General features: G+C 69.6%; 10 protein-coding genes. 8 read left to right on the top strand and 2 right to left on the bottom strand.

What is annotated here, in order from left to right; genetic code table 11:
• Window positions 1–63 precede the first annotated feature (63 nt).
• From ACFFDA_RS23790 to ACFFDA_RS23805, 4 genes are all read left to right on the top strand, one after another.
• A complete protein-coding gene (locus ACFFDA_RS23790; RefSeq protein ID WP_404479738.1) occupies window positions 64–999 on the top strand; it encodes a DUF4167 domain-containing protein in 936 nt (311 codons plus the stop codon).
• 64 nt (window positions 1,000–1,063) lie between these two features.
• Window positions 1,064–2,725, top strand: coding sequence for an apolipoprotein N-acyltransferase (gene lnt, locus ACFFDA_RS23795; RefSeq protein ID WP_404479739.1), 1,662 nt, complete (start codon window positions 1,064–1,066; stop codon window positions 2,723–2,725).
• Window positions 2,726–2,770: 45 nt separating this feature from the next.
• Window positions 2,771–3,985, top strand: a complete 1,215-nt coding sequence (metK, locus tag ACFFDA_RS23800; RefSeq protein WP_404479740.1) for a methionine adenosyltransferase — start codon at window positions 2,771–2,773, stop codon at window positions 3,983–3,985.
• 198 nt (window positions 3,986–4,183) lie between these two features.
• Complete coding sequence (locus ACFFDA_RS23805) at window positions 4,184–6,070, top strand: M3 family oligoendopeptidase (RefSeq protein ID WP_404479741.1); 1,887 nt, start codon at window positions 4,184–4,186, stop codon at window positions 6,068–6,070.
• Between the two features lie 507 nt (window positions 6,071–6,577).
• On the opposite strand, the gene ACFFDA_RS23810 is transcribed toward ACFFDA_RS23805, so the two are convergent.
• On the bottom strand, window positions 6,578–8,029 hold the full coding sequence (locus tag ACFFDA_RS23810; protein ID WP_404479742.1) for an NAD-dependent succinate-semialdehyde dehydrogenase: 1,452 nt from the start codon (window positions 8,027–8,029) through the stop codon (window positions 6,578–6,580).
• Between the two features lie 210 nt (window positions 8,030–8,239).
• Here ACFFDA_RS23810 and ACFFDA_RS23815 point away from each other — a divergent pair, with 210 nt between their 5' ends.
• Genes ACFFDA_RS23815 through ACFFDA_RS23830 form a run of 4 tightly spaced genes read left to right on the top strand, consistent with a single transcriptional unit; the run spans window position 8,240 to window position 12,598 of the window.
• Complete coding sequence (locus tag ACFFDA_RS23815; protein WP_404479743.1) at window positions 8,240–9,697, top strand: aldehyde dehydrogenase family protein; 1,458 nt, start codon at window positions 8,240–8,242, stop codon at window positions 9,695–9,697.
• Between the two features lie 26 nt (window positions 9,698–9,723).
• Window positions 9,724–10,524, top strand: coding sequence for an SDR family NAD(P)-dependent oxidoreductase (locus ACFFDA_RS23820; RefSeq protein WP_404479744.1), 801 nt, complete (start codon window positions 9,724–9,726; stop codon window positions 10,522–10,524).
• Between the two features lie 2 nt (window positions 10,525–10,526).
• Window positions 10,527–11,552 carry an NADP-dependent oxidoreductase gene (locus tag ACFFDA_RS23825; RefSeq protein WP_404479745.1) on the top strand — a complete coding sequence of 342 codons (1,026 nt, stop codon included), beginning with the start codon at window positions 10,527–10,529 and terminating at the stop codon, window positions 11,550–11,552.
• 41 nt (window positions 11,553–11,593) lie between these two features.
• On the top strand, window positions 11,594–12,598 hold the full coding sequence (locus tag ACFFDA_RS23830) for a DUF2889 domain-containing protein (protein WP_404479746.1): 1,005 nt from the start codon (window positions 11,594–11,596) through the stop codon (window positions 12,596–12,598).
• Window positions 12,599–12,679: 81 nt separating this feature from the next.
• On the opposite strand, the gene ACFFDA_RS23835 is transcribed toward ACFFDA_RS23830, so the two are convergent.
• Window positions 12,680–13,135 (bottom strand): GbsR/MarR family transcriptional regulator, encoded by a 456-nt coding sequence (locus ACFFDA_RS23835; RefSeq protein WP_404479747.1) that lies wholly within the window; start codon window positions 13,133–13,135, stop codon window positions 12,680–12,682.
• Window positions 13,136–13,174 lie beyond the last annotated feature (39 nt).

Genomic DNA, 13,174 nt, shown 5'->3' on the forward strand with positions numbered 1-13,174 from the left:
GACATTCGGCATACCGGCCCGTGAGGCTCGGGCGTATGCCAGGGGTTTTGAGGAAAATCATCCTTGAATAACAATCGCGGTAACAACAACAATAACCGCAGGCGTGGCCGCGGTAACAACAATCGTCAGCAGGGCGGTGGCCAGCAGACCAACCGGATCGACAGCCGGGCGCGCGGCAACGCGCCCCAGATGCTCGAGAAGTACCGGAAGCTGGCCCACGATGCCCACCTGAACGGTGATCGCGTGACGGAGGAGTACAACCTCCAGTTCGCCGACCACTATTTCCGGGTCATCGCCGACCAGAAGCAGCGCCAGGACGAATCGCGCCAGCCGCGCCGGGACGACCGGCCGTCGGAGTACGACGACTACGGCGTGTCGGACTACGACCCCTATGGCGAGACCCCGACGATGCCGGCGCAGCACCAGGACCGTGCTCCGCGCCAGGACGGTGCTCCCCGCCAGGATCGCGAGCCCCGCCAGGATCGCGAACCCCGCCAGGATCGCGAACAGCGTTCCGAGCAGCGGGCCGAACGCGAGCCCCGTTTCGAGGCTGCGGCCGAGGAACCCGCCGCGGCGGTAGAGGCCGCTCCGGAAGCGGTGGTGGAAGCCCAGCCCTCGATGTACGAGCCGCCGGAGAACCCCTTCGTGCGCGACAACCGGGGCCCCGGCCGCGGCCTGAAGCAGCGCAAGCCGCGCCGTCCGCGCGATGGCGAGGATGATGGCGAAGGCCAGGCTGCCGCTTCGGCGCAGGCTGCTCCCGAAGACGCCCAGGGCAACTTCGATGCCGCCGTGCTGCCGCCCGCCATTTCGAGCAAGCCGGCTCGCAAGTCGGCTCCCAAGCCGGCGGCCCCGTCGGTCGAACAGTCCGCCGAAGCCCCGGTGGAAGCCCCGGCCGACGCCTCTGCCGAGCCCGCCGCCGAGGAAAAGCCTCGCCGCCGCCGCGCTCGCAAGCCTGCGGCCGACGGTGCCGGTGCGACCCCGGAAGCCGTGAACGGCTGAACTCTTCCCGGCGCGGCGCAACTTGTCTTGCGTCGCGCCGGGCCGGGCTTACAAGCCCTGGACGATGCAGTCCGACCGGCGCGCTTCGCCCTTCCTTCATTATCCGCGCCTTGCCCTGGCGCCACCACGCCCGCTCCTGCGCGCCCTTGCCGCGCTCGTGGCCGGTGCGATCGCCGCCTGCGGCTTCCAACCCCTCGCCCTGTGGCCCCTGACGTTGATCGGCGTGGCCTGGCTGCTCGAACTGGTGACCCATGCTCGCAGCGGCCGCCAGGTCTTCGCGCTGGGCTGGTGCTTCGGGCTCGGCCACTTCACTCTCGGCAACGACTGGATCGCGACGGCCTTCACCTACCAGGCGCAGATGCCTGCGTGGCTGGGCATGATCGCGGTGGTCCTCCTCGCGCTCTACCTCGCCCTGTTCCCCGCCTTCACCGTCCTGGCCGCGTGGCTGGTCCTGCGTCCCGACCGCAAGGGTGGGGCCATCGCCTTCGGAGGGCTGGTCCTGGCCTTCGCCGCAGCCTGGATCGTCACCGAATGGCTGCGCGCCTGGCTGTTCACCGGCTTCGCCTGGAACCCGCTGGGAGTGGCGCTGCTGGGACCTTTCGAAGGGCGTGGCCTGGCGTTGCTGGCGCCCTGGATAGGGACTTACGGCCTGTCCGGCGTGCTGGCGCTGCTGGCCGGCATTCCCGGCTTGTGCGTGCGCGGCGGGGCCCCGCGCACGGCGGCCGGGCGCCTGCTCTGGTCCGTGCCGGTCGTCGCAGTCGCTGCCGGGCTCGCGCTGGTGATGGCCGCGCCGGGGCCGCAGGCGGGCGAGGGTGCGATCGCCTATACCCTCGTCCAGCCCGACCTGCGCCAGGAAGTGATCGACGACCCGCGCCAGTTCGAACCCAGTTTCCGCAAGCTCGCCATGCTCTCGCTGCCGCGCGGCGCGGGAGACCGGCGCGTGGTGTTCTGGCCCGAATCGGGCCTCGCCGACTTCCTGCGCGATGGTTACCCGTCCTACGTCTATCGCATCTACAATTATGCCGGCGATCCCGGCATCTCGCGCCGGCGCATCGGGCGGGTGGTGGGTCCCTATGGCCTGCTGCTGACCGGGGCCGTCGATCTCGTTGTCGAGAACGGCGATGCCGTCGCGGCGCGCAACTCGGTCACCGCGGTCGATGGCGACGGCAACATCCTCGCCGGCTATTCCAAGGCGCACCTCGTGCCCTTCGGCGAATACCTGCCGCTGCGCTGGCTGCTCGAGCCGCTGGGCGCGAGCCGCCTGGTGGCCGGAACTCTCGATTTCCGGCCGGGCCCGGGGCCGCGGACTCTCGATTTCGGGGGCTATGGCAAGGCCGGTATCCAGATCTGCTACGAGATCGTGTTCAGCGGCCAGGTCGTCGATCGGCATAACCGGCCGGACTACATCTTCAATCCTTCGAACGACGGCTGGTTCGGCGCCTGGGGGCCGCCGCAGCACCTCGCTCAGGCGCGGTTGCGGGCGATCGAGGAGGGGCTGCCGGTGCTGCGCTCCACCACCACCGGGATCAGCGCGGTGATCGATGCCGACGGCGTGGTGCGCGCCTTCGTCCCACGCCACCAGGCCGGGCGCCTCGACGGACTGATTCCGCCGGCCCACGAGGCGACGCCGTTCGCCCGCTACGGCAACCTGCTGCCGCTGGCGCTCGCCGCGCTGCTGTTTTTTGCAAGCCTTTGCGTGGTTGCACTGAGCCGTCGGCGGGGCTAGACCCCTCCGGTCACATAAAGCTTCCTTTATATCCCAGGGTTTCTCATGCGCAGCAACTACGTCTTCACGTCCGAGAGCGTTTCCGAAGGCCACCCGGACAAGGTCTCCGACCAGATTTCCGACGCCATCGTGGATCTCTTCCTGTCAAAGGACCCCGAGGCGCGCGTCGCCTGCGAGACCCTGACCACCACCCAGCTCGTCGTCCTCGCCGGTGAAATCCGCTGCAAGGGCGTCTACGAGAACGGGCAGTGGGCCGACGGCGCGCTTGCCGAGATCGAGAAGACCGTCCGCGCGGTCGTCAAGAAGATCGGCTATGCGCAGGACGGCTTCCACTGGGAGACCTTCGAGTTCATCAACCGCCTGCACGGCCAGTCCGCCCACATCGCGCAGGGCGTCGATGCGGCCGGCAACAAGGACGAAGGCGCCGGCGACCAGGGCATCATGTTCGGCTACGCCTGCGACGAGACGCCCGACCTGATGCCGGCCACGCTGTACTACAGCCACAAGATCCTGCACCGCCTGGCGGACGATCGCCACTCGGGCGCGGCACCGTTCCTCGAGCCCGACGCCAAGAGCCAGGTCACCCTGCGCTTCGAGAACGGCGTGCCGGTCGCCGCGACCGCCGTGGTCGTATCGACCCAGCACCAGCCGGGCTACGACGCGGGCGAAAAGGAAGCCGAGCTGAAGGCCTACGTCCGCAAGGTCGTGACCGAACTGCTGCCCGAAGGCTTCGTCACGCCCGAGACGGTGTTCCACATCAACCCGACCGGCTCGTTCGAGATCGGTGGCCCCGACGGCGACGCCGGCCTCACCGGCCGCAAGATCATCGTCGACACCTACGGCGGCGCCGCTCCCCACGGCGGCGGCGCGTTCTCGGGCAAGGACCCCACCAAGGTCGACCGCTCGGCCGCCTACGTGACGCGCTACCTTGCCAAGAACGTGGTCGCGGCGGGTCTGGCGACGCGCTGCACCATCCAGGTGTCCTACGCGATCGGCGTGTCGAGCCCGCTCTCGCTCTACGTCGACACCCACGGCACCGGCAGCGCCAGCGACGCCGACCTCGAGGCGGCGATCACCAAGGTCGCGGCCGATACGCTCGGCGGCCTGACCCCGCGCGGCATCCGTATCGGCCTTGGCCTCAACAAGCCGATCTACGGCGTCACCGCCGCCTACGGCCACTTCGGCCGCGAGCCTGAGGGCGACCTGTTCCCCTGGGAGCGCACCGACCTCGTCGATGCCCTGAAGGCCGCGCTGGCCTGAACGGGAGCGGGCGAGGGCTCCCTCGCCTCGAGAGTACACCACCGTCCCGGATCAAGTTCGGGATGACGGGGGCTTCGTCGTCCCGGCCCGCGCCGGGATGACGATCGCAATCGAACCACCTTGCCAGCGACGATCCAGGCGATAGCTTCCGATCATCACCGTGCCCACGCTCCGGGCGCAGCTGCAAGGGACACATCCATGATCGAAACCGACCGTCGCGGTGCACTGGGCCTGGCTGCCGCGCTTCCCCTGACCTCGGCCCTGCCTCCGCTCGCCTCGGCGCTGCTGGCCGGCTCCGCCGCCCACGCCGCCGAGTCCGGCGCCGCCGCCTGGGACCTCGGCGACCTCTACCCCGACCTCCCGGCCTGGGATGCCGCCCGCAAGGAGGTGGTCGCCGCGCTGCCGCGCCTCTCCGCCTACAAGGGCACGCTGGGCCAGGGTGCGGGGGCCATGGCCAGGGCGCTGGAGGACATCTCGGCGGTCACGCTCAAGCTCATGCGCGTCTACGTCTACGCCTCGCTGCGGGCGGACGAGGACGTGCGGGTCGCGGTCAACCAGGAGCGCAATGCCCAGGTCGAGGACCTCTACGCCGCGTTTGGCGAGGCGACCGCCTGGACCAGCCCCGAAGTGCTCGAGCTGGGCAGGGACAAGGTCGAGAGCTACATCGCCGCGGACGCCACGCTGCGTCGCCGCTTCGCCTATTCGCTGCGCAAGACCCTGCGCCTCGCCGCGCACACGCTCGATGCCCGGGGCGAGCAGATCCTCGCCGCCGTGTCCTCGCCGCTGTCGGGCCCCGACACCATCCGCGGGCAGTTGTTCAGCTCGGACATCCCCTGGCCCACCGTCACGCTCTCGGACGGACGCACCCAGCGCCTCGATGCGCAGGGCTACACGTTCACCCGCGACGCGCCCGACCGCGACGACCGCAAGAAGGTGATGGACGCCTTCTTCGGCGAGTTGGGCACCTTCGAAAGTTCGCTGGGCGCGGCGATGGCGGCCAAGCTCAAGGGCGACGTCTTCGAGGCGCGCACCCGCAGCTATCCCAGTTCGCTGGCGGCGGCGCTCGCGGCGGACAACTTGCCCGAGGGCGTCTACCGCACGCTCATCGCCGAGACCGATGCCGGCCTGCCGCAGTTGCACCGCTCGTTCCAGTTGCGCCGCCGGATGCTCAAGCTGCCGGACATCCACTACTACGACATCTATCCGCCGCTGGTCAGCCTGGAGCGCAAGTTCACCCTGGCCGACATGCGCACCATCACGCTCAAGGCGGTGGCCCCGCTCGGGCCGGACTACGTCAGGCGGCTGGGCGAGGCGACGGCGGCGAAGTGGATGGACCCGCTGCCCCGCCCCGGCAAGCGCCCCGGCGCCTACATGAACGGGGCCGCCTATGGCGTGCACCCCTACCTGCTGCTCAACCTGGCCGAGAACTACGAGGGGCTGTCCACCTACGCGCACGAATGGGGCCATGCCATGCACACGCTGCTGGCGAGTTCGGCGCAGCCCTTCGAACTGTCGGACTACCCGATCTTCACCGCCGAGATCGCCTCGACCTGCAACGAGGTGCTGCTGGCCGAGTACATGCTGGCCCGGGCGAAGACCGCCGAGGAGAAGATCTACTACCTCGGCATGCGGCTGGAGGGGATGCGCGGCACGTTCTTCCGCCAGGCCATGTTCGCCGAGTTCGAACTGAAGATGCACGAGATGGCCGAGGCCGGCGAGGGCCTTTCGGGCGAGAGCCTGACGCGGGTCTACCTCGAGCTGCTCAAGCGCTACCACGGCCCGGACTTCGTGATCGACGCGCCCTATGCGATCGAGTGGGCCTACATTCCCCACTTCTACAGCCAGTTCTACGTCTACAAGTACGCCACGTCGATCGCGGCGGGGACGTGGTTCGCGCACTCGATCCTGAAGGGCGGCAAGGCGGAAGCGGAACGCTACCTCGACGTGCTGCGGGCCGGCGGCTCGGCCGATCCGGTGGACATCATCAAGGCTTCGGGCCTGGATATGACCGGACCCGATCCGTATCGCGGGCTCGTCGCCGACTTCAGCGCGACGATGGACCAGATCGAGACGCTGCTGGGGTGATCCCCTCCCGGGTGGGAGAGCAACCGGACATGGCTCGTCGCCCGCTGGCGAATGCGGGGTAACGCCGGGGGAAACAACGCTGCACGAAACATCGGGCCGGCGTCGGGAGCGTCCTCGTCGGGACGCGGGTTTTCCGTCATCTCGTGCGAATGGCCGGGTAGCGACTGGAGACAGCCCGGCGCGACCTGCATTCCATCGGAGCCGTCTCGTATGACCGACGTTAGGGCTCGCATCGTTGGCGGTCATGGGACTTCCGGTACACCGCTCCGATGAAAGGGAGCGGCTCCAGAGCCTAGAAGACGGTCCGGGCCTTGCTGGACGCGTGGCGTGCGCGATCACGGCTGCACCCCGTGTCCCGGCCCACGACGCCGACCCGATACACCGGAGCGGACGTGTACGGCGCCCACCCAGGATGGAAGGGGATGTAACCTAAATGGTTACAAATGTCAATGACCCCGCCGGCAGCCGCGATCCCGGCGCATGCCGGGACCGTCGGATGGCTCGGGCTCAGGCCGGCTTGATGCCCATGCAGAGGTACTTCACCTCCATGTAGTCATCGAGCCCGTAGTGCGAACCCTCGCGGCCAAGGCCCGACTGCTTGACGCCGCCGAAGGGTGCCACTTCGGTGGAGATGAGGCCGGTGTTGATGCCCACCATGCCCGCTTCCAGCCCTTCGGCCACGCGCCACACGCGCGACAGGTCGCTGGCGTAGAAGTAGCTGGCGAGGCCGAACTCGGTGTCGTTGGCCATGCGGATCGCCTCGGCTTCCTCGGTGAAGCGGATCACGCCGGCGAGCGGGCCGAAAGTCTCCTCGCGCGCGAGCTTCATGTCGGGCTTCACCCCGGCGATCACGGTGGGGTTGAAGAAGCTGCCGCCGCGCGCGTTGCGCTGGCCGCCGGCGAGGACCTTGGCGCCGCCGTCGACCGCGTCCTTGAGGTGCTCCTCGACCTTCTCGACCGCCTTCTCGTCGATCAGCGGGCCGACGTCGGTGCCGGCATCGAGGCCGTAGCCGACGGTCATGGCGTTGACGCGCGCGGCGAGCTTGGTGACGAACTCGTCGTAGACGCCGTCCTGGACGTAGAACCTGTTGGTGCACACGCAGGTCTGGCCGCCGTTGCGGAACTTGGAGATCATCGCGCCTTCGATGGCGGCGTCGACGTCGGCATCGTCGAACACCAGGAACGGCGCGTTGCCGCCCAGCTCCATGGAGCACTTCTTGATCGTCTCGGCGCATTCGCGCAGCAGGTCGCGGCCGATCTCGGTCGAGCCGGTGAAGGTCAGCTTGGCGACCTTGGGGCTGGACGTCAGCGCCGAGCCGATCTGGCCGGCGCTGCCGGTCACGACGTTGACGACGCCCTTGGGAATGCCCGCCATCTCGCACAGCCGGGCGATCGCCAGGGCCGAATAGGGCGTGGCCGAAGCCGGCTTGATGACGATGGTGCAGCCCGCCGCCAGCGCCGGGCCGAGCTTGCGGGTTATCATCGCGTTGGGGAAGTTCCAGGGCGTGATCGCGGCGACGACGCCGACGCCCTGCTTGATGACGACGATGCGGCGGTCGGGCGCGTGGCCGGGGATGACGTCGCCGTAGGCGCGCTTGCCCTCTTCGGCGAACCATTCGATGAAGCTGGCGCCATAGGCGATCTCGCCGCGCCCTTCGGCCAGCGGCTTGCCCTGTTCGCGGGTGAGCAGTTCGCCCAGGTCGTCCTGGTGCTGCAGCATCAGTTCGAACAGCTTGCGCATCAGCTTCGAGCGCTCGCCCGCGGTCTTGGCACGCCAGGCGGGGAGCGCGGCTTCGGCCGCGTCGATCGCGCGGGCGGTTTCGTCGGCGCCCATCTTGGGAACCGTGCCCAGCACCGCGCCCGAACCGGGATCGGTAACCTCGAACGTCGCGCCGGAATCGGCATCCACCCACTGGCCGTCGATGTAGCACTGCTGCTTCAGGAAGTCGGTGTAGGCCATTTCGTGCGGTTCCTCGTGTGTGCCGGGTGGGGCGTCTCGACCGGACGCCCGCGCGTTCGGACTTTGGATAGGCACGACCCCTAGCCGTGGCAAGGCACGCAAGGCTCCTCGCATAAGCGCGAGGTCGGATGATTGACGCTCGACCGATAGTCGGTTAGCCTAATTCACGAATAATAATTCACCAATGTGAATATATCGGGAGAGTCGGGCTTGGAATGTGCGGGCTACATCGACGGCGCCTTCGTGAAGGGCGAAGGCGCGCGATTCGACGTGCTCGATCCGTCCGACGAATCGGTCGTCGCGCAAGTGACCGGCGTTTCGGCGGCACAGGCGGACGCGGCGATCGGCGCGGCGCGGCGGGCCTTCGATTCCGGGGCGTGGTCGGGCCTGACGATGAAGGCGCGCGCCGCGGCGATGACCCGCTTCGGCGAAGCCATGCGCAAGCGGGCGGACTGGCTGAGCGCATGCGCGGTGAAGGAGGCGGGGTGCCCGGTCTCGTCGACGGTGATGGGGGCACAGGTCCACGCCCCGCTGCGCATGACCGACGAGATCGTCGACTTGTTCCTGCGCCTGCCGGAGCAGGAGGCGAATCCGCTGCCGATGCATGAGCGGGTCAACCCGCACTTCGCCGTGCAGAGCCTCAAGCGCTGGTCGCCGCTGGGCGTGGTCTCGGCGATCTCGGCCTACAACGTGCCGTTTTACACCGCGTTCTGGAAGGTCGTTCCCGCGCTGATGGCCGGCGACACGGTGATCCTGCGGCCCAACCCGCTGACCCCGCTATCCTCGATGATCTTCGCCGAGGCGGCCGTGGAGGCGGGGCTGCCCCCCGGCGTGATGAACGTGATCGTCGAGCCGGGTCTGGCCGGCGGCCTTGCGATGACCACCGATCCGCGCGTCGACATGGTCTCGTTCACCGGATCGTGCGCGGTCGGCGCCAGCGTGGCGGCGCAGGCCGCGCCCACCCTCAAGCGGCTGGTGCTGGAACTGGGTGGCAAGTCGGCCCAGATCTACCTGCCCGACGCGGTCGGCCGGGCGGCGTCGGCGGCGTTGTCGGTGTGCACCTCGCACGCGGGGCAGGGCTGCGTACTGGGCACGCGGGTGTTCGTGCCGCAGGAGCGCAAGGCCGAAGTGCTCGAAGGCATGGCGGCGTTGCTGGCGACCGTGAGGATCGGGCCGGCCGGCGATCCGGCGACGCAACTCGGCCCGGTCATAAGCGCCGCCCAGCGCGACCGCTGCGCGCATTTCACCCGGGCGGCGGTCGAGGCCGGGGGCCGCGTGGTGTGCGGCGGCAAGCGGCCGGAGGGGCTGGATCAGGGCTTCTACTGGGAACCGACCGTGCTCGACCTGCCCGACAATTCGAACCCCGCCGCGCAGGAGGAGATCTTCGGGCCGGTGGTCGGCGTCATCGGTTACCGCGATCTCGATCACGCGGTGGAGATGGCCAACGATTCGCGCTTCGGCCTTTCCGGCTGGGTGCACGGGGCGGACAGGGTCAAGGCGCTCGAGGTCGGGCTCAAGATCCGCAGCGGCGCGGTCAACGTCAATGGCGCGGTCATGTCGAGCTACGCCAGCGGCGGCGGCATCAAGATGAGCGGCCTCGGCCGCGAGCGGGGCATCGACGGCCTGCGCGAGTTCCAGATGGTCACGACACTGACCATCGGCGGGTGATGCGGAACGACAGGGAGAGGACGCAGATGCAGGGACTGGTTCAGGGCAAGGTCGCGCTCGTCACCGGCGCGGGGTCGGGCGTGGGGCGGGCCGCGGTGCTGCTGTTCTGCGAGCATGGCGCGAAAGTCGTCGCCGCCGACATCGACCGTGCCGGTGCCCGGGACACCGCGGCTCTCGCCGGGGCGGCGGGCGGCGAGGCGATCGCGGTCTTCTGCGACGTCGTCGACCCGGCCAGCGTCGAGGCGGCGGTGGCGGCGGCGGTCGAAGCCTTCGGCCGGCTCGACGTGATCTACAACAACGCCGGCATCACCATCGCCCCGGTCCCCGGCAAGGGCCTGCGCTCCCTCGTCGAGTGTTCGCCCGAGGAGATCAAGCGGGTCGAGGACGTGAACGTCAACGGCGTCGTCTATGGCTGCCAGGCGGCGATCCGGCAGTTCGAGAAGCAGGGGAGCAGCGGCGCGATCGTCTCCACCGCCTCGGTCGCGGGGCTGATGGGCTACGGCGGCGTGCTCTATGGCGCCACCAAGGGCGCGGTGGTCCAGCTCACGCGGGCCCTGGCGATCGAGGTCGCCGACAAGGGCATCCGCGTCAATGCGGTGTGCCCGGCGGGGATGCTCACCCATTACGCGGGCATGGACCCGGACGGCGAGCACCGGGCCCGCATCCTCGAAGGCATGGGCAAGGCGCATCCGCTGGGCAAGCCGATCGACCCGCGCGACACGGCCTCGGCCGCGCTATTCCTCGCCTCGGACCTGGCATCCAACATCACCGGCGTGAACCTGCCGGTCGACGGCGGCCTCAGCGCCGGCCGCAAGACGGGAGGCTGACCGTGAAACGGGTGGTCCTTGCCTCCTATCCGCGCGGCAATCCCCAGCCGTCCGACTTCCGCATCGAGGAGGTCGCCGTCCCCGAGGCGGGGGAGGGCGAACTTCTGCTTCGCACGCTCTACCTGGCGGTGGACCCGCTGATCCGCTTCTCGCTCGACGAGAGGCTGCTCTCGGGCGCGAGCCGGATGGAGCCGGGCGCGGTGATGGTGGGGCCCACGGTCTGCCAGGTCGCCGCCTCCCGCCATCCCGACTATGCACCCGGCGACGTGGTCGAGGGGCGCAGCGGCTGGCAGGAATACAGCGTCGCCGCGCCGGACCGCAGCGACTATCGCGGCCCCCCGCGCAAGGTCGACGCGGCGCTGGCGCCGGTCTCCACCGCGCTCGGCGCGCTGGGCGGGCCGGGGCAGACCGCCTACGAAGGCATCGTCAACGTCGGGCGGGTCAAGGCCGGCGAGACGGTGGTGATTTCCGCCGCGGGCGGGGCGGTCGGCTCGATCGCCGGGCAGATCGTCAAGGTCCTGGGCGGCCGTGCGGTGGGCATTGCCGGGGGGGCGGCCAAGTGCGCGGCGCTGCTCGACCTCGGGTTCGACGCGGTGGCCGACTACAGGGCGCCCGACTTCGCCGACCAGCTCGGAGCGGCGCTGCCCGCAGGCGCCGAGGTCTATCTCGACAACGTCGGGGGCGATGTCACGCTGGCCGTGCTGGCGCATCTCAAGCGCGGCGCGCGCATGCCGATGTGCGGGTTCATCGCCTACTACGGCATGGGCATGGAAGGGCCGGGGCCCGATCGCCTGCCCGGCTTCTATCGCCAGATCATGGCCAAGGCGCTCGAGATCAGGGGATTCGCCGGCATCTTCGCGGGGCAAAAGGGTCTCGCCGCCATCGCCGGGTGGATGAAGGAGGGCCGGATTCGCCTCGCCGAGTCGGTGGTCGACGGGCTCGAGGCGGCGCCAGGGGCCTTCTCCAGCGTGTTCTCGGGCCATGACCACCTCGGCAAGTTGCTGGTACGGGTCGCACCGGAGGCTTGATTGGCCACGCGGCAAGGTTCAGCGTGAATCGCATGGATACCATGACCCTGCCTCCCCCGCCCCGCACGACCGCCAATCCCGCGCCCGTGCGCGTGGCCGGCTCGGTGCGGCGCACGACCAGCATCGACGTTTCCTGGCCCGACGGCATCGAGGGCGAGCGCCTCTTCGTCGGCGCCGCGCGCGACTTGTGGACGCCGGCGGCGGGGGAGGAGGGCCTGACCCTGGCCGCAGCGCGCTTCGAGGTGCGCATGAGCGAGGACAAGACCATCACCGCGATCGCCGCCGATCCGGCTCCGGCCGGGATCGGGCGGCTGGTCGGCGCCCGCGCGGGCGGCCACTTGCGGGCATTGCTGCGCGAGGTCATGCCGGACCTGGCGCACCCGCTCTACCTCGTGCTCGACGACCTTTCCGGCACCGCGCTGGTCAGCGCCTTCGCGTGGTCGCAGTGGTATCCCGACTGGGCCGAGCGCCTGCGCGAACGGCTCGGCGAGGAGCAGCCCGAGAGGCTCATGGGCCCGCGCGTCAACGTGTGCTGGGGCTTGCAGGAAGGCAACAGCGGCGTGCGGCCCGGCGGCGTGCCCAGCGACGAGATCGCCAGCGCCGACGCGGGCGACGTGCGCAATCCGCTCGACCTGCAGGGCTGGCACGCGCTGTCGGACCACGAAGGCGCCGGCTTCCGCCGTGCCCGCCGCATCGACGTGACGCGCGACGCCGCCAGCGGGGTGATCCGCATCGATTCCGCCTTCCAGGACAGTGCCGCCAGGCTCGCGGGCGGCCGCGTCGCCATCCATGAATACCTGCTGCGCGCGACGGCGGACGCGGCCACGCTCGAAGTGCTCTCGATCGAGCCGGAAGCGCGCATCCTGCCCTTCTCCGAGTGCCCCGGCGCGGTCCTCAACACGCAGCGCCTCGTCGGTCGAAACCTTGGCGAGATCCGCGAGGAGGTCCTGGCGCAGCTGCGCGGGCCGGAGGGCTGCACCCACCTCAACGATGCCCTGCGCGCCCTTGCCGACGTGCCCGAACTGGCGGCCGCGATCGCCGGGTAGGCGCCTTCAGAGACCGTTTGAGAATGGGCGCTGCCCATTCTGCGGCACCGGCCCGCTCCCCCACCCGGCCACCCATCGGTATCATCTTGTGGGTGGCCGGGCGTCAATCGCGCTCTCGATCGCCTCGCGCATGGCGGTGTAGAAGCCGGACAGGTGCGCGAACCGGGCGGCTACCGCCGCGGGAACGTCGCGGTCCTGCTGCGCGGAGAACATGCGCACCTGGCGCTCCAGCAACTCGGCCTTGGCGACGAAGGGGCCGCTGAAATCCGTCGGCACCGAATAGTAGATGCGCCGGCTTCCCGGTTCGCCCTGGCGCCGGGCATTGCCGCAGTGCTCCAGCGTGCGGGCGGCGACGCTGGCGTTGCTCTTGCTCATGCCGAGGTCGGCGGCGATCTCGTCCAGGCTGGCCGGTTCCTCGCGCAGGAGGAGGTAGGCGTAGATGCGCCCCACCGGCCGGGCCCAGCCCCAGGGGGCCATCAACATCGCCATGGCGTCAAGGAAGGCTTCGTCCTGCTGTGACAGCTTGATATTCGGCATATTCTGGATTTAGTGAATTTGATGAAGCGATGCCAGCGC

Source organism: Novosphingobium sp. BL-52-GroH, assembly GCF_044813085.1.
In the GTDB taxonomy this organism is placed as follows: domain Bacteria; phylum Pseudomonadota; class Alphaproteobacteria; order Sphingomonadales; family Sphingomonadaceae; genus Novosphingobium.